22 protein-coding genes are annotated in these 25,046 nt (G+C 68.4%); 7 read left to right on the top strand and 15 right to left on the bottom strand.

The features are described 5' to 3' along the window. Nucleotides 1-3: 3 nt before the first annotated feature. Genes ACSQ89_RS01245 through ACSQ89_RS01275 form a run of 7 tightly spaced genes read right to left on the bottom strand, consistent with a single transcriptional unit; the run spans nt 4 to nt 6,801 of the window. Nucleotides 4-918 (bottom strand): glutaminase, encoded by a 915-nt coding sequence (locus ACSQ89_RS01245; protein WP_436292314.1) that lies wholly within the window; start codon nt 916-918, stop codon nt 4-6. 19 nt (nt 919-937) lie between these two features. After that, on the bottom strand, nt 938-2,098 hold the full coding sequence (locus ACSQ89_RS01250) for an ATP-binding protein (RefSeq protein ID WP_436292315.1): 1,161 nt from the start codon (nt 2,096-2,098) through the stop codon (nt 938-940). Nucleotides 2,099-2,140: 42 nt separating this feature from the next. Next, complete coding sequence (locus ACSQ89_RS01255) at nt 2,141-3,070, bottom strand: DMT family transporter (protein ID WP_436292316.1); 930 nt, start codon at nt 3,068-3,070, stop codon at nt 2,141-2,143. Further along, a complete protein-coding gene (locus ACSQ89_RS01260; protein WP_436292317.1) occupies nt 3,067-3,594 on the bottom strand; it encodes a BON domain-containing protein in 528 nt (175 codons plus the stop codon). The genes ACSQ89_RS01255 and ACSQ89_RS01260 overlap by 4 nt, the downstream gene beginning before the upstream one ends. Before the next feature lie 31 nt (nt 3,595-3,625). After that, entirely contained in the window at nt 3,626-5,032 is a 1,407-nt protein-coding gene (locus ACSQ89_RS01265) for an amidohydrolase family protein (protein ID WP_436292318.1), read from the bottom strand. 19 nt (nt 5,033-5,051) lie between these two features. Further along, nucleotides 5,052-5,804, bottom strand: coding sequence for a sulfite exporter TauE/SafE family protein (locus tag ACSQ89_RS01270; RefSeq protein ID WP_244503795.1), 753 nt, complete (start codon nt 5,802-5,804; stop codon nt 5,052-5,054). Nucleotides 5,805-5,817: 13 nt separating this feature from the next. Further along, nucleotides 5,818-6,801, bottom strand: coding sequence for a Bug family tripartite tricarboxylate transporter substrate binding protein (locus tag ACSQ89_RS01275; protein WP_436292319.1), 984 nt, complete (start codon nt 6,799-6,801; stop codon nt 5,818-5,820). A gap of 125 nt (nt 6,802-6,926) precedes the next feature. Here ACSQ89_RS01275 and ACSQ89_RS01280 point away from each other — a divergent pair, with 125 nt between their 5' ends. Then, nucleotides 6,927-7,646 (top strand): GntR family transcriptional regulator, encoded by a 720-nt coding sequence (locus ACSQ89_RS01280; protein WP_093104406.1) that lies wholly within the window; start codon nt 6,927-6,929, stop codon nt 7,644-7,646. Between the two features lie 12 nt (nt 7,647-7,658). On the opposite strand, the gene ACSQ89_RS01285 is transcribed toward ACSQ89_RS01280, so the two are convergent. Then, entirely contained in the window at nt 7,659-8,102 is a 444-nt protein-coding gene (locus ACSQ89_RS01285; RefSeq protein WP_436292408.1) for a flavin reductase family protein, read from the bottom strand. Nucleotides 8,103-8,231: 129 nt separating this feature from the next. Further along, nucleotides 8,232-9,461, bottom strand: a complete 1,230-nt coding sequence (locus ACSQ89_RS01290) for a nucleoside recognition domain-containing protein (protein ID WP_093104403.1) — start codon at nt 9,459-9,461, stop codon at nt 8,232-8,234. 61 nt (nt 9,462-9,522) lie between these two features. Between ACSQ89_RS01290 and ACSQ89_RS01295 the strand changes: the two genes are divergently transcribed. Further along, nucleotides 9,523-11,097, top strand: coding sequence for a phospholipase D family protein (locus tag ACSQ89_RS01295; RefSeq protein WP_436292320.1), 1,575 nt, complete (start codon nt 9,523-9,525; stop codon nt 11,095-11,097). Nucleotides 11,098-11,105: 8 nt separating this feature from the next. Further along, nucleotides 11,106-12,653: an alkaline phosphatase D family protein gene (locus ACSQ89_RS01300; protein ID WP_436292321.1), complete on the top strand. Its 1,548-nt coding sequence runs from the start codon at nt 11,106-11,108 to the stop codon at nt 12,651-12,653. Between the two features lie 6 nt (nt 12,654-12,659). Here ACSQ89_RS01300 and ACSQ89_RS01305 read toward each other — a convergent pair whose 3' ends face one another. After that, nucleotides 12,660-13,472 (bottom strand): metallophosphoesterase, encoded by an 813-nt coding sequence (locus ACSQ89_RS01305; RefSeq protein WP_436292409.1) that lies wholly within the window; start codon nt 13,470-13,472, stop codon nt 12,660-12,662. Between the two features lie 124 nt (nt 13,473-13,596). Here ACSQ89_RS01305 and ACSQ89_RS01310 point away from each other — a divergent pair, with 124 nt between their 5' ends. After that, nucleotides 13,597-13,770 (top strand): hypothetical protein, encoded by a 174-nt coding sequence (locus ACSQ89_RS01310; RefSeq protein ID WP_170855541.1) that lies wholly within the window; start codon nt 13,597-13,599, stop codon nt 13,768-13,770. Here the strand turns inward: ACSQ89_RS01310 and ACSQ89_RS01315 are convergent. After that, nucleotides 13,753-14,721, bottom strand: a complete 969-nt coding sequence (locus tag ACSQ89_RS01315) for a LysR family transcriptional regulator (protein WP_093104397.1) — start codon at nt 14,719-14,721, stop codon at nt 13,753-13,755. The two genes, ACSQ89_RS01310 and ACSQ89_RS01315, sit on opposite strands and share 18 nt — an antisense overlap. 109 nt (nt 14,722-14,830) lie before the next feature. On the opposite strand from ACSQ89_RS01315, the gene ACSQ89_RS01320 reads away from it, so the two are divergent. Continuing rightward, entirely contained in the window at nt 14,831-15,349 is a 519-nt protein-coding gene (locus tag ACSQ89_RS01320; RefSeq protein ID WP_093104395.1) for a hypothetical protein, read from the top strand. A gap of 62 nt (nt 15,350-15,411) precedes the next feature. Here ACSQ89_RS01320 and ACSQ89_RS01325 read toward each other — a convergent pair whose 3' ends face one another. From ACSQ89_RS01325 to ACSQ89_RS01335, 3 genes are all read right to left on the bottom strand, one after another. Further along, the gene (locus tag ACSQ89_RS01325) at nt 15,412-17,262 is read right to left on the bottom strand and encodes a phosphoenolpyruvate carboxykinase (GTP) (protein ID WP_436292322.1); all 1,851 of its coding nucleotides are present in this window, start codon (nt 17,260-17,262) and stop codon (nt 15,412-15,414) included. A gap of 181 nt (nt 17,263-17,443) precedes the next feature. Further along, the gene (locus ACSQ89_RS01330) at nt 17,444-17,596 is read right to left on the bottom strand and encodes a hypothetical protein (RefSeq protein WP_170855540.1); all 153 of its coding nucleotides are present in this window, start codon (nt 17,594-17,596) and stop codon (nt 17,444-17,446) included. 80 nt (nt 17,597-17,676) lie between these two features. Then, a complete protein-coding gene (locus ACSQ89_RS01335) occupies nt 17,677-18,876 on the bottom strand; it encodes a threonine ammonia-lyase (protein WP_170855539.1) in 1,200 nt (399 codons plus the stop codon). Between the two features lie 121 nt (nt 18,877-18,997). Between ACSQ89_RS01335 and ACSQ89_RS01340 the strand changes: the two genes are divergently transcribed. Next, nucleotides 18,998-21,319: an ATP-binding protein gene (locus ACSQ89_RS01340; protein WP_093104391.1), complete on the top strand. Its 2,322-nt coding sequence runs from the start codon at nt 18,998-19,000 to the stop codon at nt 21,317-21,319. Nucleotides 21,320-21,371: 52 nt separating this feature from the next. Further along, entirely contained in the window at nt 21,372-22,919 is a 1,548-nt protein-coding gene (locus tag ACSQ89_RS01345; protein WP_436292323.1) for a S41 family peptidase, read from the top strand. On the opposite strand, the gene ACSQ89_RS01350 is transcribed toward ACSQ89_RS01345, so the two are convergent. Beyond that, on the bottom strand, nt 22,916-24,883 hold the full coding sequence (locus ACSQ89_RS01350) for a RecQ family ATP-dependent DNA helicase (RefSeq protein WP_436292324.1): 1,968 nt from the start codon (nt 24,881-24,883) through the stop codon (nt 22,916-22,918). The two genes, ACSQ89_RS01345 and ACSQ89_RS01350, sit on opposite strands and share 4 nt — an antisense overlap. Nucleotides 24,884-25,046 lie beyond the last annotated feature (163 nt).

Raw genomic sequence — 25,046 nt, forward strand, 5'->3', positions numbered from 1 at the left:
GGGTCAGAAGATGGAAAGGCCGGTGCGCGCAACGAAGAGTTCGAGCGCCTTCATGCCCAGCAGCGAATTGCCCGTGGCATCGAGCGCGGGCGACCAGACGCACAGCGTGAGCTGGTCGGGCACCACCGCGACGATGCCGCCGCCGACGCCGCTCTTGCAGGGCAGGCCGATCGAGAAGGCCACGTCGCCGGCGGCGTCGTAGGTGCCGCAGGTCAGCATCAGTGCGTTGATGCGCCGCGCATGGCGCTCGGTCGTGATCTCCGGCTCGCCGTCGCGCGGGTGGGCGCCGTCGCGGCACAGGAAGCCGGCGGCGCGCGCCAGTTGCACGCAGCTCATGCGGATCGCGCACTGGTGGAAGTACATGGCGAGCACGGCCTCGACGCCGTTGTCGAGCTTGCCGAAGCTCTTCATGAAATTCGCGAGCGCGTAGTTGCGGTAGCCCGTCGCGGCCTCGGAGGCTGCCACCTCGGCATCGAAGCCGATGGGCTCGCCGCACAGGTTGCGCATGAGTTCGAGGATGTCGGCCTTGGCATCGCCCTGGCTCACGAGCCGGTCGGCCACCGCGATGGCGCCGGCATTGATGAAGGGATTGCGCGGTCTGCCCTGCTCATGCTCGAGCTGCACCAGCGAGTTGAATGGATTGCCCGAAGGCTCGCGGCCGATGCGCTCCCACAGCGCGTCGCCCATGCGCCGCATCGCGAGCGTGAGCGTGAAGAGCTTGGAGATGCTCTGGATCGAGAAGGGCGTCGCAGCATCGCCGGCAGATGCCTCCTGTCCCTGGCAGGTTCGCAGCGCGATGCCGAACTGCTGCGCCGGCACGCGCGCGAGCGCGGGGATGTAGCTGGCGACCGTGCCGCCGGCGCCCAGCAGGGGGCGGATCTGCGCGTTGATCTCGTCGAGGATGGGTTGGAAGTTCATGAGCGTGGGCGTGACGCATTCATTTCGGTGGATTCTGCAGTCGCTTCCACGGAATGACCGGCCAGTCGCTGCGCATCTGGGCCGTCTCGCCGCCATAGACAACACTGCCGCCTTCCAGCGCATCCGGAAATAGCGCAGAAAACCCCGACAGCCCCCTGAAGTAGTCGGAGTTGACCGTGGCGCCGGCCCTGATCTCGACCGCGCGGAATCGACGTCCGGATGGCAGCAGCAGATCGACTTCGTTGCCGGTGGCGTCGCGGTAGAAATACATCTCCGCCGTCTCGCCGCGGTTGAAACGCGATTTCAACGCCTCGATGACCACGAAGTTCTCGAACAGGCTGCCGAACAGCGGATCGCGCGCGACCTGTTCCGGCGTACGCAGGCCGAGCAGCCAGCACGCCAGCCCCACGTCGTGGAAGTAGAGCTTGGGACTCTTGACCAGACGCTTCGATGTGTTGGTGAACCAGGGCGGCAGGACGTGCACGATGTAGCTGGTCTGAAGCAGGTCCAGCCAGGCTCGCGCAGTCGCGTGCGAGACGCCGGCGTCGTTGCCCAGGCTCGTCAGGTTCACGAGCTGGCCGATGCGACCTGCGCACAGGCGCACGAAGCGCTCGAAGCGTTGCAGGTCGTGCACTGCAGCCAGCTGGCGCAGATCGCGTTCCACGTAGGTCGCAAAGTAGTCGCCGAGGGCCTGCGAAGGATCCAAGCCGCGGTCGTGGATGCGCGGATAGAAGCCCGTAAGCAGGGTCTGTGGAAGTTCGGGAACGGGATGGATCTGTGCGACTTCCGCGAGCGAAAACGGCAGCAGGCGCAGCACGGCCGTTCGGCCCGCCAGCGACTGGCTTACGTGCGACATCAGTTCGAATTGCTGGCTGCCGGTCAGGATGAAACGGCCCGGCGACGCATCCTCGTCGACCAGCGATTGCAGATAGGACGGCAGTTGCGGCGCGCGCTGGATCTCGTCGACGATGGCGCCGGCTTCGATGCCCTTCAGGAAGCCGCGCGGATCTTCGTGCGCAAAGCGGCGGGTGTCAGGGTCTTCCAGCGTGACATAGCGCTTGCCGGCGAACAGCTCGCGGCACAACGTGGTCTTGCCGCTTTGCCGTGGACCCGTGAGGGTGAGCACCGGGTACTGCTGTGCCAGGCGTGCGGCCAATGGGGCGATGTCGCGCGGGATCATGCCCCGATTCTAGGCAGGTCGTGCAAATTGAAGAAATTTTCTTCAGTTTGCACGACCCATTGATTCAGGCTTTTCCTTCACGCCCGCGCGTCGGTTCACCAGCACGATACCCAGGGCCACGCCTGCCAGCGCCAGCACCAGCTGCAACGTCAGCGGCTCCTTGAGCAGCACCACGCCGAACACCAGCGCGAACAGGGGCGTGAGAAAGGTGAAGGACGAGATGCGCGTCGCCGGATAGTGCCGGAGCATCCACATCCAGGCCAGGTAGCTCGCGAAGGCGCCGATCGCGGTCTGCAGGAAGATCGAGAACCAGGCGTAGGTGGAGTATGAGAAGCCCCACCGCTCGCCGAGCGCGAGCGACAGCAGCGGCGAGACCGCCGCGGTGACCGCGATCTGATAGAAGAGCGTCTTCTCGGCGCTGGCGGTGGCGAGCCGGGTGGTGCGGATCGCGAGCGTCGTCAGCCCCCACAGCACGCCGGCCGCGAGCGCGAGCGCATCGCCGAACAACTGGCCCGAGCTGCTGTGGCCGAAGCTCTCGCTGAAGGCCAGCACCACGCCGGCGAAGGCGATCGCAAGCCCGATCCATTGCATGCCGCGCAGCCGCTCGGCCGGCACGAAGCGCGGCAGCAGCAATGCCACCACGAAGGGCGAGGTATAGAGAAACACCGTGAGCCGCGAGGCGGTGGTGTGCTGCAGCCCGATGTAGATGCAGGTGAACTCACCCGCGAACAACAAGCCCGCGAGCAGGCCGCCGGCGAGCGTGCCGTCGCGCTCGAACAGCGGCACGCGGCGCCACAGGCACCACAGCCACAGCAGCACCACCGCGCCCACCATGCGGATCGATGCCTGCCACAGAGGAGGCACCTCGGTCACGGTGGTCTTGATCAGGATCTGCTGCAGTCCCCAGAAAGCGCAGCAGGCGAGCAGCAGGGTGGTGGCACGGGTGTCGAGGTGGTGTTTTCTTTCAATCATTCTTTTCTTCTGGGACTTGTCTCTGTTCTGGGTGGGGCAAGCGCATACGAGGGCTTGCCGTGCGTGCCGATCATCAGGTCGTCGACGACGAGCTCGACATCGGGCACGGTGCGCGCCGCCTGCGTCAGCCGCTGCGCCAGCGCGCGCGATGGCACGCAGCCTTGCAGATAGACCCAGCGCCGCTGCACCACGGCCCAGACGCTCGCGCGCTTCACGCCGGGCACTGCGCCGAGCGCGGCCTGCACCTTGGGTGCCAGAACCTTGTCGTAGCGGTAGGCGTTGCTGTCGCTGCACTTGCCTTCGAGCCAGCAGCTGGTGCCGCGCTCCAGCCGCGCATGCATCTGGCTGCGGCGCTCTTCGGCGGTGTAGAGCGGGCCTTCGGGCACGGGGCAGCCGCGTGCACCCGACGACACCTGGAAGAAGGGATCGTCGAACCAGTTTTTCTTCTCGGGGCTGGCGATGGCTGCTGCGCAGGCCATGGCGAGCAGTGCCACCGGCGCGGCGCGGCGCAGGCGTAAAGGCATGCGCCGATCGTAGCCCGCCTGCGCGATTCCTTCAGGCGGCAGCCGGGGGACGTTGCTGCGCGCGGTGCAGGTCGGCCGTGGGATGCACGCGCTGGATCGGCGCGCGCTGGACATCGCGGCGCGCAATGGCGGCCACTTCGCGCATCAGCGCGCGCGCATCCCAGGCTGGCGGCCAGCCCTGCCACAGGCGCAGCGCGCCGTTGACGAACACCGCCTCGATCTGGTCGCGGTTCGCGAAGCGCACCAGCTCCCATGTCAGGTCCCAGCTCGGCACGAACTCCGGCACGTCGAGGTCCAGCAGCAGGAAATCGGCGGCCAGGCCGCAGGCGATGCGGCCGGTGACACTGCCCAGGCCCGCGGCCTCGGCACCGCGGTGCGTGGCGTGATCGAGCCAGAGCCAGCCGCCACCGCAGGAGGAGTCGCCGTTGGCCAGGCCGTGCGTCAGGCGCTGAGTTGCCTCGGCCGCGTCCATCAGCCGAAAGCCGTCGGCGCGCGTGCCGTCGGTGCCGAGGCCGAAGGGCACGCCCAGCATGGCCAGCAGGCCGGCATCGAGCACCGCGTTGCCTTTCCATTGGCTGGCCACCGGGTTGTAGGCGACGGCGGCGCCGCTGTCGCGCAAGAGGCCCATTTCGCGCGGCGTCAGCAGCGTGGCATGCGCGAGCAGGGCCGAGGCGTTGAGCGCGCCGCAGGCATGCAGCAGTTCGAGCGGACGCTGGCCGCGCGCGACCAGCGAGCGTTCGACGGCAGCCAGGTGTTCGTTCACATGGGTCTGGAAGCGGCGCCCGCTTTCCTGCGTGAGGGCCGCCACGTCGTGCAGCATGCGATCGGTCGCGGCCTCCGGGATCGAGATCGCGAGCGAGGGATGCACCAGCGGGTCGTGTTCGAGCCGGGCCAGGAAGGTCGCGGCCGCGTCGAGGATGCGCCGGGTGCCGGCCTCGTCGCCTTCGAGGCCCGCGTCGTTGCAGATCATGCCGAGCACGCAGCGGATGCCGGTGTCGCGTGCCGCGCTCGCCACGGCATCCAGGCCGGCCTCCGACCGGGTGCCCGCATCGACCACCGTCGTGAAGCCGCCGCGCAGCGACTCGAGCGCCGAGAGCTTGGCGGCGAGGTAGGCCGCTTCGGCACCGAGCATGGATTCCATCGGCACCCAGATGCGCCGGAAGATCTCCGAGGGTTCGCCGAAGGCGAGCGCCTTGCCGAAGGACTGGGTCAGGTGCGTGTGGGTGTCGACCAGGCCCGGCATCAGGAGCCGCTGGGGCAATGCGATCGGCGCCAGGCCCGGATGCGCCGCGCTCACCTCAGCCAGCCGGCCCACCTGCGCGAAGCGGCCGTCGCGCACCAGCACGGCCATGTCCTGCTGCGGGCCCTCGGGCAGCATCAGCCATTCGGGGGCCAGCAACAAGTCCTTGCGTGTATCGAGTTGGTCAGGAGACAGCATGGTCGCTCCGTTGAAAGTTTCAGGCCAGCAGCAGCCAGGCGAACCAGGCCCCCACGGCCAGCAGCAGCAGGGACACCATGCGCTGCATCTGCCGCACGTCGAGCAGGGCCGCGGCGCGCTGCCCCGCAATCGAGCCCGCCAGCATCAACACGCCGCAAAGCAGCGCAAGTGAAAGATCGAGCCGGCCTTCGATCGCATGCACCGTGCTGCTCGCCAGCGCCACGGGCAACTGGATGGCCTGCGCCGCGACCACCGCGAAGGCGAGCGGCTGGCGCAGCAGCATCAGGAGCGGGATCACCAGCACCGGCCCGCCGGTGCCGGTGAGTGCAGAGCCGAGCCCCACCAGCGCACCCAGCGCGAGCAGGGCCGTGGTGCCGAGAGGCGCCGCGGATGCGGGCGCCGGGTTGGATGCCGCCATCAAGCCGCGCCAGCCCGCGAAAAGCACCAACGCCGTCACGCCGGACATGAGGAGGCCGGCCGGCAGCCAGCGCAGCATCAGCGCCCCGGCGGCGGCACCCGCGAGCGCGCCAGCGAGCAGCGGCACGCAGCGCGCGGCCAGGGCGCGCTCCCGGCGCAACGGGCCGAGCGCGACCAGTGCGGGCAGCGCGAAGCCCAGCGATGCCGCGGCGATCGCCTGCGGCAGCGGCACCGCGCCCAGCTGGGTCAGCACCGGCACCAGCAGCACGCCCCCGATGCCGCTGGCGCCGATCAGCGCGCCGGCCAAGAGCACGGCCGGCAGCACGATCCAGGCGCTGGTCATCGTCATCAGCATCGGGACACTCTCGTTACTCGGCCTTGATGCCGGCGGTCTGGACCACGCCGGCGATGGTCTTGCGTTCCTTGGCCAGGTAGTCGGCGAAGGCCGGCCCGGCGATCAGCTGCGGCTTGACCGCAATGTCGCCGAGCTTGCGCGCGATTTCCGGGTCCTTGAGGGTGGCGTCGAGCGCGCTCACCCAGGCCGCGATCACAGCGGGTGGGGTGCCGGCCGGGGCCAGCACGCCGAGCCACGAATCCATCTCCAGGCCCTTGAGCTCCGGCGTCTCGGCCAGCGCCGGGATCGCCGGCGCACTGGGCGAGCGGGCCAGCGAGGTGACGCCGAAGGCCTTCACCTTGCCGTCCTTGATGAAAGGCTGCGCCAGCGTGAGCGGCAGCACCGCCAGATCGACCTGGCCGCCAGCCACGTCGGTCAGCACCTGCGGCCCGGACTTGTAGGGCACGTGCACGATGTCGATGCCGGCGCGCAGCTTGAACATCTCAGCCGTGACGTGCAGCGAGGTGCCGACGCCGTCGGTGCCGAAGTTGAGCTTGCCCGGCTGCGCCTTCGCGAGCTGGATGAGTTCGCCCGCGGTGCGCGCGGGCAGCGCCGTCTTGCCGATCAGCACGAAGGGCGAGGTACCGACCGTCGCGATCGGCACGAAATCCTTGAAGGTGTCGTAGCGCACGGCCGAGGGTGCGACCAGCGGCGCGACGTTGAGCGGGCTGGCCACCGCGAACAGCAGCGTGTAGCCGTCGGCCGGCGAGCGCGCGGCCTTCTGGGTGCCGATGGTGCCGGCCGCGCCGGCCACGTTCTCGATCACCACCGGCTGCTTGAGCAGCTCGCCGAGCTTGGCAGTCAAGAGGCGCGCCGTGGCGTCGACGCCGCCGCCGGCCGAGAACGGCACAATCAGCGAGATCGGTTTGGCGGGGTAGCCCTGGGCCTGGGCGGCGCCGAGGCTGGCGCCGAGCGCGAGCGCGGCGGCGGAACGGAAGAAGGCGCGGGTTGCAAACATGGTCGTTTCCTCGGTCGATGGAATGAACGGAAAAAAAGCACCCAGACAGTGCGAGATACTACTTGTTATGACATGTCATAACAAGCCATGCAAACCCTATGCCAAATCAAATCCCAGGGTGACGAATGTCTGAACTTCCGCAATCGCTGCATGCGCAGCTTCGCGACGCGCTGCGTGCGCGCATCCTCGACGGCCAGCTCGCGCCGGGGGCCAAGCTGCCTTCCGAATCGGAATTGACCGCCGAGCACGGCGTGAGCCGCATCACCGTGCGGCAGGCCCTGGGTGCGCTGCAGGCCGAGGGCCTGATCGTCAAGCTGCACGGAAAAGGTGCCTTCGTATCCCACCCGAAGGCGGCGCAGAGCCTGAACCGCCTGCAGGGCCTCAACGAGGCGCTGGCGCTGGAGCAGCACGCGGTCAGCAGCAAGCGGCTCGCGTGGCGCGAAGTGAAGGCGCCGGCTGCCGTGGCGCGCCAGCTGCAGCTCACTGCCGGCGAGACCGTGTACCACCTGCAGACGCTGCGCTACCTCGACCGCGAGCCGCTCTCGGTCAACAACTCCTACCTGCCGCGCTTCCTGGGCGAGCGGCTGGCGCGCGTGGACTTCTCGCAGCGCGACCTGATCGAGATCTTCGAGCACGAAGGCGGCCTGGAGATCGGCGAGGCGCAGCTGGAGATCGGCGCCGGGCTGGCGCGGCCGCAAGAAGCGAAGCTGCTGCAGCTCGCGCCCGGCTCGCCGGTGCTGCAGGTCGAGCGGCTGGTGCACGCGGCCGGCGGCGGGCCGGTGCACGTGGAGATCGCGGTCTACCGCGCCGACACCTTCCGCTACAAGCTCAGCCTGCGGCGCTGAGCGCTGCCTGCGCTACAGCGGATGCTCGGTGTAGAAGCGCCCGCCGTGAAACAGCAGCGGCGAGGCGCCCGGGTTGTGGGTGCAGCGTTCGACCTCGCCGACGAAGATCACGTGATCGCCTTCGTCGTAGCGGCTGCGGTTGAAGCACTCGAAGCTCGCAGCCGCGCCCACCAGCACCGGCGCACCGCCCACGCCCTCGCTGAAGGCGACATCGGCCCAGCGGTCGACGTCCTTGGTCGCAAAACGTTCGGCCAGCTCCTTCTGGCTGGCGGCGAGGATGTTGATCGCGTAGTGCGAGCCGGTGCTGAGCGCCGCCATCGAGGCCGCGCCGCGCGCCAGGCTCCACAGCACCAGCGGCGGGGCCAGCGACACCGAGTTGAAGGAGTTGGCCGTCAGGCCGACGAGGCTGCCGTCGGCGGCGCGCGCCGTGACGATGGTCACGCCGGTCGCGAACATGCCGAGCGCCTCGCGGAATTCGTCGGACGTGAAGGAAGGCGGTTGCGCCTGGGCGGGAGCGGTCACGGGGAAGCGGGGAAGTGAAAGCCTATTCTGGCCGATCGCCTCGGATGGCGCTGTCGCAAGCTTTCAGCCGAAGAACCAGTAGCCGACGGCGATGGCGCCGACCACGCCGGCCAGTTCCGCCAGCAGCGCACACCCCACCGCATGCCGCGCGCGCTGGATGCCCACGGCCCCGAAGTACACGGCCAGCACGTAGAAGGTGGTCTCGGTGCTGCCCTGGATGGTGGCCGCGACCCGTGCCGCGAAGCTGTCGACGCCCTGGCTCTGCATGGTCTCGATCAGCATCGCGCGCGCCGCGCTGCCGGAGAAGGGCTTGACCAGCGCCGTGGGCAGCGCATCGACGAAGCGTGCGTCCCAGCCCGTCAGCCCTACCAGCCAGCGGATGCCGGCGAGCACCATGTCGAGCGCGCCCGAGGCCCTGAGCACACCGACCGCGCACAGCATCGCGACCAGGTAGGGCAGCAGGTTCTTCGCGACGTCGAAGCCTTCCTTGGCGCCCTCGATGAAACACTCGTAGACCTTCACGCGCCGCAGCGCGCCGGCCAGCAGGAAAGCGAGCACGATTCCGAACAGCGTGAGGTTGCCGAGCAGCGAGGACAGCGAAGCCAGGGCAGCCGATGAAAGCGTTGCCAGCAGCGCCATGAAGCCGCCGAGCAGCAGCGCGCCCGGCAGCAGGTAGGCCAGCACCACCGGATCCCACAGCCTGAGGCGCTGCACGAAGGCCACCGAGAGCAGCCCGACCAGCGTGGAAGCGCTGGTCGCGATCAGGATCGGCAGGAACACCAGCGTCGGATCGGCCGCGCCCTGCTGCGCGCGGTACATGAATATCGTGACGGGCAAGAGCGTCAGCGAGGAGGCGTTGAGCACCAGGAACAGGATCTGCGCGTTGCTTGCGGTGGTCGCGCTCGGATTGAGCGTCTGCAGTTCGCGCATCGCCTTCAGGCCGATCGGCGTGGCCGCGTTGTCCAGGCCCAACGCATTGGCCGCGAAGTTCATCGTGATGAGGCCCAGCGCCGGGTGGCCCGCGGGCACCTCGGGCATGAGGTGCCGGAACAGCGGCCCCAGCATGCGCGCGAGCCCGGCCACCAGCCCGGCTGCCTCGGCGATGCGCAGGAAGCCCAGCCACAGCGTGAGCGTGCCGAACAGCAGCACCATCACTTCGACCGACAGCTTGGCCATCGCGAACAGGCTTTCGACCAGGGCGGCGAACACCGCGGCGTCGCCGCCGACGAGCCAGCGCACAAGCGCAGCCAGCGCTGCCGTCAGAAAGAAACCGAGCCAGAGGCCGTTGAGCACGCGTATCCCTTGTTGAATGCGCGCCGATCATAGGGGGCGGTGCAGCGTTACATTGCGGCGCATGTCGAAGCTCGCGAAATTCGGCGCCGTGCTGATGTTTCTCGCTCCCCTGCTGCTCGGCGGCTGTGCCACGCTGCCCGCACCGGTGCCGGGCGTGCCGACGCACGCGATCACCGACGTCGCAGATACGCACCTGGCGCAGCTCGCTGCAAACGCTGCCCCGGCTGGGCAGTCCGGCTCCTCGGGCTTTCGCCTGCTGCCTGAAGCGCCCTTCGCCTTCGATGCGCGCATCTCTCTGGCCCGCCATGCCCGGAAGTCGCTGGACGTGCAGTACTACCTGATCCACAACGACGAAGTGGGCCTCTTCTTCCTGCGCGAGCTGCGCGACGCGGCCGCGCGCGGTGTGCGCGTGCGCCTCTTGATGGACGACCTCTACACGGGCGGCCAGGACGAGCTGCTCCTCGCGCTGGCCGCGCACCCGAACGTCGAAGTGCGGCTGTTCAATCCACTGCCTTCACGCGGTGGGTCGCTGGTCATGCGGGTCCTGTTCTCGCTGCATGAATTCGGCCGCATCAACCACCGCATGCACAACAAGCAGCTGGTGGCCGACAACAGCTTCGCGGTCTCGGGCGGCCGCAACATCGCGAGCGAATACTTCATGCGCAGCACGTCTGCGAATTTCATCGACGTGGACCTGCTGTCCTGCGGACCGATCGTGCGCGAGATGTCCGACGCCTTCGACCGCTACTGGAACAGCGAGCAGGTGCGGCCGATCGGCAACGTGGTGCCGGGCGCGATGCCGCCCGAGCTTGCCCGGCGCCGTTTCGACGAGCTCGCAAGCGCGGCCGCGCCCGATGTGCCCCTGCGCCCGCGCGACGTGCTGGACCGCAGCGCCGTCGGCCAGCAGCTCGAGGCGGGCGCGCTCGACCTTTACTGGGCCAGCGCGCAACTGTTCGCCGACGATCCGGCCAAGATCACGCGCGCGAGCAGCGAAGAAGCCTATCGCGGCAGCGTGAACGAAGGCGCGCTCGGCGTGGTGAATTCGGCACGCAAAGGGGTGATGATCGTGTCGCCGTACTTCATTCCCGGCGAGCGTGGCATGGCGATGATGAAGACGGCGATGGCGCGGGGCGGACGCATCGAGCTCGTCACCAACTCGCTGGGCGCCACCGACGAACCGCTGGTCTACGCGGGCTACGCGCGCTACCGCGCCGACATGCTCAGGATCGGTGTGACCATTCGGGAGATCGGGCCGGTGCTCAGCGGAAAGTCCGGCCGCTTCGGCGATTTCGGCAAGTCGATCAGCCGGCTGCATGCCAAGCTGGCGGTGATCGACGACAACCGCCTCTTCATCGGCTCCATGAACCTGGACCGCCGTTCGTCCTCGGTCAATACCGAGACGGGCTTGGTCGTCAACAGCGCCGAGCTGGTCGCGGACTTCAGGCGGCTCCTGTCAGGCGCGCGGACCAACATCTCGTACCGGCTCCGACTCGCACCCGACGGCCAGCACGTGCAGTGGCTCGAGTACGACGAGGCCGGCAAGGACATCGTCCATGATGACGAGCCGGGCGGCTACTTTTGGCTGCGCTTCCAGAACTGGATGTTGTTGCCGCTGGTGGGCGAAGAGCTGTTGTAAGGAGTGCCATGAATCTCAGCCGTCGAGACCTCAATCGTGCCGCCCTGTGGCTTGCGCTCGCCGGCTGCGCTGCACCGCTGGCCGCCTGCGCGCAGGCCGCGCCGCGCTGGCGCTCGAACCCCTTCACGCTCGGGGTCGCGAGCGGCCAGCCGCGGCCGGACAGCGTCGTGCTCTGGACCCGGCTGATGCCGGATGCCGAAGATGAATCGGCCCGCAATGCCATGCCGGCCTGCACCGTGCGCTACGAGATCTACGGCGACGCCGCGCTGCAACGCCTGGTCATGCAAGGCGAGGTCGTGACCGATGCCTCGCGCGCCTTCAGCGTGCACGTCCACGCGCAGGGCCTGGCGCCGCAGCGCGACTACTGGTATCGCTTCAGCTGCGGCGACGCGCAAAGTCCGGTGGGCCGCACGCGCACCGCGCCGGCGCCGGATGCGGATGTGCGGCGGCTGCGCTTCGCGCTCGCCTCCTGCCAGAACTACGAGCATGGCTTCTATGCCGCGCACCGCGAGATCGCCGGGCGCGAGCTGGACTTCGTGCTCTTCGTCGGCGACTACATCTACGAGGGCAGCAGCACGGCCCCCGAAATGCGCCGGCACGGCGCGCCCATACCGCACACGCTGGGGGCCTACCGCGAGCGCCATGCGCTCTACAAGCGCGATGCGGACCTGCAGGCGGCGCATGCCGCGCATCCGTGGATCCTGACCTGGGACGACCACGAGGTGGTCAACGACTATGCCGACGATCGCGACCCGGCCTATACCGAGCCCGCACTTTTCCTGGCCCGCCGCGCCGCGGCCTACCGGGCCTATTTCGAGCACATGCCGCTCGCGCTGCCGCCGCAGGGCGCGGCGATGCGCATCCTCGACCGCTATGCCTGGGGCCGGTTGGCCGAGCTCTGGACGCTGGACTGCCGCCAGTACCGCAGCCACCATGCCTGCGCCGATCCGGCCCGTGATTCCGGCCGTGGGGTGATCGGCTGCGCGGAGCTCGCGGACCCCGCGCGCACCATGCTCGGCGCCGAGCAGTCGCAATGGTTCGCGCAGGGCCTGGCCGGTTCGAGGCGGCAGTGGAAGCTGTTCGGCCAATCCACCCAGATGAGCCCCACCGGCCTCGAGACGCCGCAGGGCCGCCAGACCTGGACCGACGGCTGGGACGGCTATCCCGAAGCGCGCCGGCGCCTGTTTCAGGGCGTCGCCGACGCGGGCGTCAAGGATGTGGTGGCGCTGGGCGGCGACGTGCACCGCTACGTCGCCGCCAATCTGCGCGTGCAGCCGAACGATCCCGGCTCGCCGGTGGTCGCGAGCGAATTCGTGGGCGGTTCGATCAGCTCGCGCGGCGCGAGCCAGGCTGCGATGGCGCGCATGCGGCGCGACAACCCGGACGTCGTGCATGCCCGCGGCGACGAGCGAGGCTATGCGCTGATGGAGCTCACGCCCGAGGCGATGCAGTGCGAATTCCGCGCGACCGCGTATCCGGTGGCGTCCGATGCGAGCTTCCACACGCAGGCGCGCTTTGCGGTCGAGGCCGGTCTGGCCGGGGTGCTGCCGGCCTAGATTCTTTCAGCGACGCGGCACTTCGATCAGCAAATCGGGCCTGAAGCCCTCCTGTTCGCCCTTGCCCATGTACCCCAGCGGGTTCGCGACCACGCGGCAGCCGTTCTTCACGTAGTCAAAGGCATGGTGAAGATGCCCGTGCAGCCAGAAGTCGGCGCTCGGCAGCAGCTCATCGAGCGAATTGCAGAAACCTGCCGTTCCCGGACTCAGGCCGTAGCGCGGATCGGCGCTCGCCAGCGTGGGTGCAAAGTGCGTGATCGCCACGGTGGGGCCGTCGAAGGGTTGGGCGAGTGCGTTGCGCAGCCACGCTTGGCACGTCAGTGAGTGCTCTCTCAGTGCGTCTGCCAGGAAGATCTCGCCCGAGCGCAAGGTGGCGGCTTTCTCGAGGTAGAAGTTCGCCGCGCGCATCGCCTTGCCGCGTTTCCTGAGCGCCTCGGTCATGGTGTCGGCCGGTTCGACCAGCGCATCGAAGTCGGCCCACAGCGTGGTGCCGATGAAGCGCACGCCCTCGATGACGCGGCTTTCGCGCTCCAGCCACAGGATGTCCAGCGCTTCGCAGAGTTCGCGCAGGCGGGCATGAACCGTGTCGAAATCGGCGTTGTCGTATTCGTGATTGCCCGGAACGTAGAGCACCGGCATCGGCCAGCCATGGCGAGGCGAGAAGCGGGTCAGCCCGAAATCGGGCTCGATGATGCGTGATCCGGGCTGATAGGAGCCGATATCGCCCGCAAGAACCAGCAGATCGGCGCCCGGCGCCGGTGCAATCTGGAGCTGGGGATGCACTTCCAGGTGCAGGTCCGAGAGCAGCTGAAGCTTCATGGCGCGCCAGTCTAGGCGAATATCCTCATGCGTAACGCGCATGAGAAGGGGCTGGAAATACTGGGGAAAACCCTTAATCTTGGTTCCATCACCACTCCAACGCCGGCTCGGGCCGTGCACCATCATGTTCAGCCTTGTTGCCCAAGTGGCACGTTTCTTCCGTTTCGACACCATCGAAGTCCCCGCCAGCCCGGCCGCCGCGCTGATGGAAAGCGCCGACCATAGCGCCGGCGTCGACGCCCATCACGCCCAGGAACTGCGCGCCGCCGCCAGCGCCTGGCTAAGCGTCGTCCGCTGAGCCTGCAAAGGCCGCCTCGGCGGAGCGCAGCAGCGCCTGCCGCAGCCATTCGTGCGCATGGCCGTGCTGCGCCCGCCGGTGCCAGATCGCATCGACGTGCACCAGCGGTTGCTGGAAGGGCAGTTCGCGCAGGACCAGCTGCTCGTCGATGCCCGTGACCTTGACGAAGTGGCGCGGCAGGACCGTCAGCAGATTCGAGTTGGCGACCACCCGTCCGGCAGTGAAGAACTGGTTGACCGTGACCACGATGCGCCGCTCCCGTCCCAGCGCGCCCAGCGTCTGGTCAATGAAGCCGTAGGGTCGGCCGGAGAAGCTCACCAGCAGGTGGCGCGCGGCGCAGAAGCTGTCGAGCGTCAGGGGCGCCCGCGCCAGCGGATGGCCGCGCCGCATCACGCAGACATATTCGCCGACGTAGAGCCGCTGCGTCTCGAAAGGCACCGCGGCATCGGACTGGCCGCGTGCCGCCAGGCTGGCGATCACGGCCGGGAAGTAGCCGATCGCCATGTCCACCTCTTCGTTCTCCAGCATGCGCCGGGGATCGCGGGTGGTCAGCGGCAGCACGCGCAGCGAGACGGCGGGCGCTTCCTTTTCGACGATCTGCACCAGGCCGGGGATCAGTTCGGCGGCCGTGGCGTCGGCCATGGCCAGCAGGAAGGTGGTGTCGGCAATGCCGGCATCGAATTCGCCCGGCGCCAGCGTGTGCTGCAGCTGCCGCAGGGCGTCGCGCACGGTCGGCCACAGCGCCAGCGCGCGCGGCGTGGGCTCCACGCCGCTGCCCGAACGGCGCACCAGCTCGTCGCCGAGCGTCTCGCGCAGGCGGCGCAGCGCATTGCTGACGGCCGGCTGGGTGATCGAGAGATTGCGCGCCGCGCGCGTGAGGTTGCGCTCCGCCATCACCTCGTCGAAGACGCGGAGCAGGTTGAGGTCGAGCGTACGGAAGTTGACGTCCATCAGTCATGTGAATGATAGGCATCACGAAGATAAAGTGGTGGAACATTAGGGAAACTACTAATATCGCCCCATCGGCTTCGGCCTTTCGTCCTTTTGGAGGGACTTCATCATGACCAGCTTTGTTCACGTAGACCAACCGGCCACTCACCCGGGCGTCGCCCGCGCCGAGGCCGTGATCGACCACATTCGCGTCGCACGCCGCAGCTTCGACGGTGCCCGCGGCCTGGCAGCGCTGCTGCTGGCCGCCATCGTCGCGTCCTTGCTCGTGGTGGCGGACAAGCTCATGTCGACCTGGAACGACGGCGGCCTGCTCGTCGCCTGGCTCGTGCTCTGGGGCGTGGCGTTCGCCGCCATCGCGTTCTTCGCCGGTACCGCACGCAGCCTGGCCGTCCGTGCCCTGTCTGCCATGCGCGCCGCAGCTCGCCGCCGTGCCGCGGCCCGCGCCGACGAGCAGTTCATGGCCTATGCGAAGCTCGATCCGCGCATTCTTCGCGACCTGCAGGCGATCGCTTCGCGCCAGGAAGCGGACACGGTCGAAGAGCCGGTGCTCGCCAAGCGCTCCGCCGATGCTGCGACGCCGACGCTCTACCAGGCGATGCGCCGCGTGAACCTCGGCCAGTACTACTGATCTTCTTTAACCTGAGAAAAAGCCGCCCTCGGGCGGCTTTTTCTTTTGGGCGAGCGCAGCGATCAGGCTGCCAGGCGCTGCTCGATGGCGGCCTTGGTAGCCGACAGCTCCTTCGGCAGGTGGTGCGCCAGCTGCTGGAACAGCTCGGCATGCAGCTTCAGCTCGGCCTGCCAGGCGGCCTTGTCGATGTGGGTGACGGTGTCGAACTGCTCGGCGCTGAAGTCCAGGCCGGTCCAGTTGAGATCCTCGTAGCGCGGGCTGACGCCGAACACATGCTCGGTGCCCTCGGCCTTGTGCTCGATGCGGTCGATCATCCACTTCAGGACGCGCATGTTCTCGCCGTAGCCGGGCCAGACGAACTTGCCGTCCTCGCCCTTGCGGAACCAGTTGGTGGTGTAGATCTTCGGCAGCTGCGCGCCCAGGGCTTCGAGCTTCTTGCCGAGGTCCAGCCAGTGCTGGAAGTAGTCGCTCATGTTGTAGCCGGCGAAGGGCAGCATCGCGAACGGATCGCGCCGCACCACGCCCTGTTTGCCGCCGGCCGCGGCGGTGGTTTCCGAACCCATCGTGGCAGCCATGTAGACGCCTTCGACCCAGTTGCGGGCCTCGGTCACGAGCGGCACGGTGGTGGAGCGCCGGCCGCCGAAGATGAAGGCGTCGATCGCCACGCCCTTCGGGTCGTCCCAGGCGTCGTCGAGCGCCGGGTTGTTGATTGCCGCGACCGTGAAGCGGGCGTTCGGATGCGCAGCCTTGGCGCCGGTCTCCTTCGCGAAGGCCGGCGTCCAGTCATTGCCCTGCCAGTCGATGGCATGCGCCGGGGCTTCCTCGGTCATGCCTTCCCACCAGACGTCACCGTCGTCGGTCAGCGCCACGTTGGTGAAGATCACGTCGCGGTCCAGGCTGGCCATGCAGTTCGGGTTGGTCTGGATGTTGGTGCCGGGCGCGACGCCGAAATAGCCCGCCTCGGGGTTGATCGCGTGCAGCTTGCCGTCGGCGCCCGGCTTGATCCAGGCGATGTCGTCGCCGATGGTCGTGACCTTCCAGCCTTCGAAGCCGGCCGGCGGGATCAGCATCGCGAAGTTGGTCTTGCCGCAGGCGCTGGGGAAGGCAGCGGCCACGTGGTACTTCTTGCCCTCGGGGTTGGTCACGCCGAGGATCAGCATGTGCTCCGCGAGCCAGCCTTCGTCGCGGCCCATGTTCGAGGCGATGCGCAGCGCGAAGCACTTCTTGCCCAGGAGCGCGTTGCCGCCATAACCCGAGCCATAGCTCCAGATCTCGCGCGTGGCGGGGTAGTGGACGATGTACTTGGTCTTGTTGCAAGGCCAGGCCACGTCCTTCTCACCGGGCTCGAGCGGCGCGCCCACCGTGTGCACGCAGGGCACGAATTCGCCATCGGCGCCGAGCACGTCGTACACGGCACGGCCCATGCGGGTCATGATCTTCATGTTGACCACCACGTAGGGGCTGTCGGACAGCTCAATGCCGACGTGCGCGATCGGCGAGCCCAGCGGTCCCATGCTGAAGGGCACGACGTACATCGTGCGGCCTTTCATGCAGCCGTCGAACAGCGGTTGCAGGGTGGCACGCATTTCCGCCGGCGCCATCCAGTTGTTGGTGGGGCCGGCGTCTTCCTTCTTCTCGGAGCAGATGAAGGTGCGGTCTTCGACACGGGCGACATCGCTCGGATCGGAACTCGCGAGGAAGGAGTTGGGGCGCTTGGCGGGGTTGAGCTTCTTGAAGGTGCCGGCGTCGACCAGGCGCTGGCAGAGCCGGTCGTACTCTTCGGTGCTGCCGTCGCACCAGTGAATGGCCTCGGGTTTGCACAGCGCGGCCATGTCGGCCACCCAGGCGATCAGCTTCGCATTCCTGACATACGAGGGCGCCTGTACGGTCAAACCCTTGAGAGGTGCGTTCATCAATGTGTCTCCTAAGTTGAAAAATCGTCTTTCCGAACGGGGCTCGGTGCCTGGAACAGGCGAGGTCCGTTGGAAAAAACGTTTCCCGTCTCGGGAGGCGAGGATCGATGCGGCCGGGTGGGCTCGTGCATCCTCGGTGGGCGGGGCGGCGCTCGGTGTCCGCCGGCGCCGCAGCCGGATGTCAGGCCATATAGACGGCGATGGATGCCAAAAGCAGCATCAGCACGCCGCCGGCCACCGGTAGGACAAGGGGCATCAGATGAACGATTGATTCGACGGCGTCGTTCTCGACGACGGCGTCTTGGCCGGGTTCGACAGGCGTTGGGTTGGACATCGTTGTTCCTTGGGTTCGCAAAACTGAGGCCATTTTACCGACTGGCCTGCGGATGGCCATCTAGGGGCTTGCCAGAGCTTTCAGCGCTGCTCGGCCGCTTCGAAACCGGCATCCCGCAACGCGTCGAGCACCGCCGACAGGTGGGGGCGCCCGCGGGTCTGCAGCACCAGTTCGATCTCGACGTTCTGCGCCGCCAGCATGGTGAAGGCGCGCTGGTGATGCACCTCATCGACGTTGGCGCCCGCTTCCGCCACAGTGGCCGTGATCTGGGCCAGGGAGCCGGGCACGTCGCGCGCGCTGACGCGCACGCGCGCGAGCCGGCCGGCCCGGACCATGCCGCGCTCAATGATCGCGGCCAGCAGCAGCGGGTCGATGTTGCCGCCCGAGAGCACCAGCCCGACCCGCTTGCCCTTGAAGCGCTCCGGATGCCGGATCAGCGCGGCCAGCCCGGCGGCACCGGCGCCTTCGACCAGCGTCTTCTCGATTTCGAGCAGCATCAGCACGGCCTGCTCGATGTCGCCCTCGTCGACCAACAGCAGGTCGTCGACCTGGGAGGCGATGATCTCCCGCGTCAGCACGCCGGGCGTGCCCACGGCGATGCCCTCGGCGATGGTGCTCGTGCCCTGGACGTGCTGCGTACCCTGAACGGCGTTGACCATCGCCGGAAAGCGCCGGGTCTGGACGCCGACGATCTCGATCCCCGGCTTGCGCGCCCGCGCCGCCAGCGCCATGCCGGCGATCAGGCCGCCGCCGCCGACCGAGACCACCAGCGTGTCGAGATCGGGCACCGCATCGAGCATCTCGAGCGCCACCGTGCCTTGCCCGGCAATGATCGCTTCGTCGTCGTAAGGATGGACGAAGGCCAGGCCTTCGCGCTCCGCAAGCGCCAGCGCGTGGGCGCGCGCCGCGTCCAGGGTGTCGCCGTGCAGTTCGATCTCGGCGCCGAAGCCGCGCGTGCGCTCGATCTTCACGCCCGGCGTGAAGCGCGGCATCACGATCAGCGCCCGGAGGCCGAGGCGCTGCGCGTGATAGGCCACGCCCTGGGCGTGGTTGCCGGCCGACATGGCGATCACGCCATGGGTGCCGGCCAGGGACAGGTCGACCAGCTTGTTGCAGGCGCCGCGTTCCTTGAACGACGACGTGAACTGCAGGTTCTCGAATTTGAGGAACACCTGCGCGCCGACGATTTCGGAAAGAGTGCGCGATTCCACGCAGGGCGTATTGAGCACTTGCCCGCGCAGGCGCACGGCGGCGCGTTCGATGTCTTCGATTCCAAGCATGGGCGGCATTGTGGCCGGATTCGCAACATCAGGGTTTTTACCGTTCCCGAGTCTTCCCCAAGCCAAAACTCTGCGCTATGGTCGCGCTCAGGTTCTCATTCTCCTAGCGTGAGGTTGTTCGATGGTCAAGCGTTCCGGGGTCGACGTGGTAGCGGCTGCTTCGCGCGGGCACGCATTGCCGTCGCCCGGGCTCAAGGAAGCGCCCGTGCTCGAGCTCATGTGCTCGCATTTCGTGCTCACGCTGGCGGCCAAGCAGGGCCCGCGCTTCAACGTGCGGCGCGACCTCAACGGCCTTCTTTCGCTCACCGGCCGGCACCTGGTGTGGCCGGCGCCGGTGCTCTTGCGCCTGCGCGAGTTCCTGGGGCGCCGCTGCGCGGGCAATGAGATCTGGAAGGGCGTCGAGAACTTCGACGGCCGCACGCTGCTCGAGCGCCACGGTGTCTGGCGCGGCCCTTATGAAGAAGGCACGCTGTTCTTCTACCTCGACGAATACGCCAAGGACCAGCCGAAGGACCTGCTCTCGGTGCTTTCGGTCACGCGCGACTGGCTCACGCATGCGCTGCGCAAGCAGTCGACCCTGGTCGAGAAGAACATCGACGCGCTCGCCGGCCTGCTGCAGCTCAACAAGGCCGAGCGCGCGCTGCTGCTCTACGGCACGCTGGCGCGCTACCAGCGCGACCTGCGCTCACTGCTGGTCGAGTTCAAGGTCAACAACGCGCCCGAGGCCTACGCCGCGATCGCCGAGGTGGCCGGCGTCAATGCCAGCGATGTGGGCGAAGCGCTGCGCGCGGGCTCGCGGCTCGAGCGCATTGGCCTGGTCGAGAACCTGATCTCCGAGCACAACATCACCGACCTGGCCGACCTGATGAAGGTCAGCGAGAAGCTGCCGCCGGTGCTGATGCGCGAATACCGCGACCACAACGAGCTGATGGCCGTGTTCACGCGACCGTCCGCGAAGAGCGCGCTGTCGGTGCAGGACTTCGCCTTCGTCCAGGACGACGCGCAGATGCTCGTCACCTTGCTGTGCGCCGCGGTGGCGCGCAAGGAGGCCGGCGTCAACGTACTGCTCTACGGCCCGCCCGGCACCGGCAAGACCGAGCTCGCCAAGGTGGTCGCGCAGGCGGCGGGGCTCGAGCTTTTCGAGGTCGAGTACGCCGATCGCGACGGCAACTCGCTGTCGGGCCGCGACCGCTACCGTTCGCTGCAGATCGCACAGGTCTTTCTCAAGGGCAGCGCGCAGGCGGCGCTCTTGTTCGACGAGGTCGAAGACGTGTTCCCGCCGATCAGCACCGAGGCCGCCCAGCTCATGGCGCGCGCCGAGCAGGTGCCCGCCCCGGCCAGCGGCAGCGTGAGCGGCAAGGCCTGGGTCAACCAGATCCTGGAATCGAATGCGGTGCCCACGCTGTGGGTGACCAACCGCATCGAGCAGATCGATCCGGCCTTCCGGCGCCGCTTCGCCTACCACCTCGAGCTCAAGTCGCCGCCGCCCGGCGCGCGCGAGCAGCTGGTTCGCAAGACGCTCGAAGGCGTTTCGGTGTCCGAGGCCTTCACCGCCAAGCTGGCCGGCCGCAAGGGCCTGACGCCGGCGCAGATCCGCACCGCGGTGCGCTTCGCCGGCCTGGCCATGACCGAAGGCGCGTCAGTCGAAAGCCTGATCGAGCGGCAGCTGCGCAATGCCGATCTCGCCCTGGGCACGCCCGACGCCCTCGGCGCGCGCCGCAGCGTGACCACCTACGACCTCGGCATGCTCAACGTCGAGACCCGCTTCGAGATCCCACGCATCGTCGAGGCGCTCAAGGCGCGCGGCCACGGCACGCTGTGCTTCTACGGCGCGCCCGGCACCGGCAAGACCGCGCTGGCCGAACACATCGCCAAGACCATCGGCCGCCCGCTGATCATTCGGCAGGCGAGCGACCTGATGAGCAAGTACGTCGGCGAGACCGAGCAGAACATGGCGGCCATGTTCAAGGAAGCCGAAGCCGAGAAGGCGATCCTGTTGCTCGATGAGGCCGACAGTTTTCTGCAGGACCGCCGCGGCGCGCAGCGCACCTACGAAGTGACCGAGGTCAACGAGATGCTGCAGGGCATGGAGCGCTTCGACGGCATCTTCGTCTGCACCACCAACCTGCTCGACCGCATCGACCAGGCGGCGCTGCGCCGCTTCACCTTCAAGATCAAGTTCATGCCGCTGACCGGCGAGCAGCGCGAGCGCATGTTCGTCACCGAGGCGCTGGGCGGCGACGCGACCCGCATGACGAGCGAGATCACGCGGCGGCTGGCCCGCCTCCCGCAGCTTTGTCCGGGCGATTTCGCGGCCGTGAAACGCCAGACGGATATTCTTGCGGTCGAGTTTTCGGCCGCCGAGTTTCTCGATCAGCTCGATGCCGAGCACCGGATCAAGCCCGAAGTGCGCGAATCGCGCGGCATCGGCTTCGTCCAATAAGCAAGACCAACGCAATCGCGGCGCCGGGCACCGGCGCGCGAGGGAGAGCTTCATGAGGGTTGTACTGCCCATGCGCGCAGCGCTGGCCATGCTCGTGGCCGCGGCCACGCTCACGGCCTGCGGAGGCGGCGGCGGTGGGGGCGGCGGTGGATTGCCGCTGGCCATGGCGCCGACGCCTGCGGCTTCCGGCGACGAGCCCATCGTCGCGTCCTCCAGCGTCGCCGGCCAGTGCGCGGCTCCGCGCACCGGCGTCGACCCCGACACCGGCGCCGCCTTCCCGGATCAGCTCGGCACCCTCGCCGCCGAGAAGCGCTGGGTGCGCGGATGGATCGACGAAACCTACCTCTGGTTCGACGAGGTGCCGACCACGCTGGTCGCCGGCGACTACGCCACGCCGATTACCTACTTCAACGTGCTCAAGACGCCCAAGCTCACGGCGGCCGGCCGCGCCAAGGACCGCTTCCATTTCACGCAGGACACTGCCGCCTACCGCGCCTTGTCGCAGAACGGCGTCGGCGTGGGCTATGGCGCCGAGCTGGCTTTTCTGAGCGCCTCGCCGCCGCGCGACGTGCGCGTGGCCTACACCGAGCCCGGTTCGCCCGCGGCGCAAGCCGCAATCGTGCGCGGCACGCGGCTCATCGAAATCGATGGCGTCGATCTGGTGAGCGGCACCGACACCGCCACGCTCAATGCCGGCCTCGCGCCGGCGCGCGAAGGCGAGGCGCACAACTTCAAGCTGCGGGCGCCCGACGGCAGCGAGCGCACGTTGACGCTGACCGCGGCGCGCATCACGCGTACACCGGTGCAGAACGTGAAGACCATCGCCACGGCGAGCGGCCCGGTCGGCTACCTGCTCTTCAACGACCACCTCGCAACGGCCGAAGCGCCGCTGGTCGCGGCCGTGAATCAGCTCAAGAGCGCCGGCATCGCCGACCTGGTGATCGACATGCGCTACAACGGCGGCGGCTTGCTCGACATCGCCAGCGAGCTGGCTTCTATGGTCAGCTCGGGCGCAGCGACCACCGGCGCCGTGTTCGAGCGCCTGCAGTTCAACAACAAGAACCCCTTCAACCTGGCGCCTTCGCAGGCCACCCTGCCTTTCCACGCGACTTCGCGCGGCTTCTCGGTGCCGGCGGGCCAGGCCTTGCCGCGGCTGGGCCTGTCGCGCGTCACCGTGCTGGCGGGCCCCGACACCTGCTCCGCCAGCGAATCGGTGGTCAACAGCCTGCGAGGCATCGGCGTCACCGTGAACCTGGTCGGCGGCACCACCTGCGGCAAGCCCTACGGCTTCTTCCCGCAGGACAACTGCGGCACCACCTACTTCGCGATCCAGTTCCAGGGCGTGAACCAGCAGGGCTTCGGCGACTACAGCGACGGCTTCGCGCCCGCCTGCGTGGTCGCCGACGATTTCGGCCATGCGCTCGGCGATCCGGCGGAGGCGCGGCTCGCGGCCGCGCTGGCGCTGCGCAGCGGCGGCGCCTGTCCTGCGCCGGTTTCATCGAACAAGGAAGAGATGGCGCTGCGCAAGGCCGAGGCGGCCGGCCAGCCCTACCTGGTGCGCTCGCCGGCGCGTGAAAGCCGGCTGCTGGCGCGGCCCTAGAACGCCGCGCAGACCCGCAGCACGTCCGACCCGTAGGCTTCCAGCTTCTTGCTGCCGATCCCGCTGATGCCCTGCAGGTCCTCGAGCGTGGCCGGCGCGCGCTCGGCGATGGCGGCGAGCGTGGCGTCGTGGAAGATCACGTAGGCCGGCAGGTTGTGCTCGCGCGCCACCTCGGCGCGCCAGGCCTTGAGCGCTGCGAAGCGTGCCTGGCCGGTCGCATCGAGCGTGGCCGCGGCCGGCGAGGGCGCGCCGCGCGCGGTTTTCTCGCGCCGCGGCTTGCGCTCGGCCGGCGATGACACCGACTCGCGCAGCAGCACCTGCGTCTCGCCCTTGAGCACGGCGCGCGAGCCCTCGGTGAGCTGCAGCGTGTTGTAGGCCTGCGCATCGACGGCCAGCGCGCCGGTCGCGATCAGCTGGCGCAGCACGCCGCGCAGCTGCGCCTCGCTGAACTCGCTGCCGATGCCGAAGGTGCTGAGCGAGCCATGGCCGAACTGCGTGACCTTCTCGGTCGTCTTGCCGCGCAGGATGTCCATGATGTGGCCGGCGCCGAAGCTGATGCCGCTTTGCTGCTGCACGCGGTAGATGGTGGACAGCAGCTTGCGCGCCGCATCCGTGCCGTCCCACACCTGCGGCGGGTTCAAGCAGTTGTCGCAATTCCCGCATGTGGCCCCCACGCTCGGCACTTCGTGTCCTCGCGGCCCCCCGAGGGGGCCGCGGCCGCCTTGGGGCGGCCCGGCGTCGGCCGAGGCGCGCTGGTAGCTCTCCCCGAAATAGCCGAGCAGCCGCACGCGCCGGCAATCGCTGGCCTCGGCCAGCGAGAGCAGCGCATCGAGCTTGCCGCGCATCACCTGCTTGAACTCCTCGCCGGCCGGACTCTCGTCGATCATGCGGCGCTGATTCACCACGTCCTGCAGGCCGTAGGCCATCCAGGCGTCGGCTGCTGCGCCGTCGCGGCCGGCGCGGCCGGTCTCCTGGTAGTAGCCCTCGATGTTCTTCGGCATGTCGAGGTGGGCGACGAAACGCACGTCGGGCTTGTCGATGCCCATGCCGAAGGCGATGGTCGCGACCATCACGATGCCTTCGTCGCGAAGGAACTGGTCCTGGTGCTTCTGGCGCACGGCGGCATCCAGGCCCGCGTGGTAGGGCAGGGCGTTGGTGCCCGCATCGCGCAGCGTCTGGGCCACGTCTTCCACGCGCTTTCTCGACTGGCAATAGACCACGCCTGCATCGCCTTCGTGCTCGCGCTCGATGAAGCGCAGCAACTGCGTGGTCGCGTCCTTCTTCTCGACGATGGTGTAGCGGATGTTGGGCCGGTCGAAGCTGGAGACGAACTGGCGCGCCTCTTCGAGCTGCAGCCGCTCGACGATGTCGGCGCGCGTCAGCGCATCGGCCGTGGCGGTGAGCGCGATGCGCGGCACGCCGGGATAGCGCTCGTGCAGCACCGTCAGCGCGCGGTACTCGGGCCGGAAGTCGTGGCCCCACTGGCTCACGCAATGCGCCTCGTCGATCGCGAACAGCGAGAGCTTGCCGCGCTCCTGCAGCGAATCGAGCTGCGAGAGAAAGCGCGGCGTCGTCACGCGCTCGGGCGCCGCGTAGAGCAGCGTGATCTCGCCGCGCAGCATGCGGCGCTCCACGTCCTGCGTCTGCTCCCAGTCGAGCGTGGAGTTGAGAAAGGCCGCGTCGACGCCGGCTTCGTGCAGCGCACCGACCTGGTCGTGCATCAGCGCGATCAGCGGCGACACCACCACCGTCACGCCGCGGCCCGCGCGCTGCCGCGCAATGGCCGGGATCTGGTAGCACAGCGACTTGCCGCCGCCCGTGGGCATCAGCACCAGCGCATCGCCGCCGGCCACCGCGTGGTCGACGATCGCCTGCTGCGGGCCGCGGAACTGCGCGTAGCCGAAGACCTCGTGGAGGATCTGCTCCGGCGCGGCGTCAAGTGAATCGGAAGCCAGGGTGGACAAGGGATTGCTGTATTTCTAGGGGCGCCCCGAGGGCCGGGGCTGCATGCGGGGAAACGGACGCGCGCACCTCCCGTGCGCGCGATGGCGATTGTCCACGAAGCGAGGGCGGGCAGCGAGCGGCTTTCCGGCTGGCATGGCGCTTGCGAACAAGGGCGCTATTCGC

It is taken from the genome of Variovorax sp. LjRoot175 (assembly GCF_964253805.1).
Taxonomy (GTDB): domain Bacteria; phylum Pseudomonadota; class Gammaproteobacteria; order Burkholderiales; family Burkholderiaceae_C; genus Variovorax.

Bases quoted from the DNA above. Each gene is read 5' to 3' on its own strand.
- ACSQ89_RS01245 (WP_436292314.1), bottom strand. From the start codon at position 918: ATGAACTTCCAACCCATCCTCGACGAGATCAACGCGCAGATCCGCCCC.
- ACSQ89_RS01250 (WP_436292315.1), bottom strand. From the start codon at position 2,098: ATGATCCCGCGCGACATCGCCCCATTGGCCGCACGCCTGGCACAGCAG.
- ACSQ89_RS01255 (WP_436292316.1), bottom strand. From the start codon at position 3,070: ATGATTGAAAGAAAACACCACCTCGACACCCGTGCCACCACCCTGCTG.
- ACSQ89_RS01260 (WP_436292317.1), bottom strand. From the start codon at position 3,594: ATGCCTTTACGCCTGCGCCGCGCCGCGCCGGTGGCACTGCTCGCCATG.
- ACSQ89_RS01265 (WP_436292318.1), bottom strand. From the start codon at position 5,032: ATGCTGTCTCCTGACCAACTCGATACACGCAAGGACTTGTTGCTGGCC.
- ACSQ89_RS01270 (WP_244503795.1), bottom strand. From the start codon at position 5,804: ATGCTGATGACGATGACCAGCGCCTGGATCGTGCTGCCGGCCGTGCTC.
- ACSQ89_RS01275 (WP_436292319.1), bottom strand. From the start codon at position 6,801: ATGTTTGCAACCCGCGCCTTCTTCCGTTCCGCCGCCGCGCTCGCGCTC.
- ACSQ89_RS01280 (WP_093104406.1), top strand. From the start codon at position 6,927: ATGTCTGAACTTCCGCAATCGCTGCATGCGCAGCTTCGCGACGCGCTG.
- ACSQ89_RS01285 (WP_436292408.1), bottom strand. From the start codon at position 8,102: ATGTTCGCGACCGGCGTGACCATCGTCACGGCGCGCGCCGCCGACGGC.
- ACSQ89_RS01295 (WP_436292320.1), top strand. From the start codon at position 9,523: ATGTCGAAGCTCGCGAAATTCGGCGCCGTGCTGATGTTTCTCGCTCCC.
- ACSQ89_RS01300 (WP_436292321.1), top strand. From the start codon at position 11,106: ATGAATCTCAGCCGTCGAGACCTCAATCGTGCCGCCCTGTGGCTTGCG.
- ACSQ89_RS01305 (WP_436292409.1), bottom strand. From the start codon at position 13,472: ATGAAGCTTCAGCTGCTCTCGGACCTGCACCTGGAAGTGCATCCCCAG.
- ACSQ89_RS01310 (WP_170855541.1), top strand. From the start codon at position 13,597: ATGTTCAGCCTTGTTGCCCAAGTGGCACGTTTCTTCCGTTTCGACACC.
- ACSQ89_RS01315 (WP_093104397.1), bottom strand. From the start codon at position 14,721: ATGGACGTCAACTTCCGTACGCTCGACCTCAACCTGCTCCGCGTCTTC.
- ACSQ89_RS01320 (WP_093104395.1), top strand. From the start codon at position 14,831: ATGACCAGCTTTGTTCACGTAGACCAACCGGCCACTCACCCGGGCGTC.
- ACSQ89_RS01325 (WP_436292322.1), bottom strand. From the start codon at position 17,262: ATGAACGCACCTCTCAAGGGTTTGACCGTACAGGCGCCCTCGTATGTC.
- ACSQ89_RS01330 (WP_170855540.1), bottom strand. From the start codon at position 17,596: ATGTCCAACCCAACGCCTGTCGAACCCGGCCAAGACGCCGTCGTCGAG.
- ACSQ89_RS01335 (WP_170855539.1), bottom strand. From the start codon at position 18,876: ATGCTTGGAATCGAAGACATCGAACGCGCCGCCGTGCGCCTGCGCGGG.
- ACSQ89_RS01340 (WP_093104391.1), top strand. From the start codon at position 18,998: ATGGTCAAGCGTTCCGGGGTCGACGTGGTAGCGGCTGCTTCGCGCGGG.
- ACSQ89_RS01345 (WP_436292323.1), top strand. From the start codon at position 21,372: ATGAGGGTTGTACTGCCCATGCGCGCAGCGCTGGCCATGCTCGTGGCC.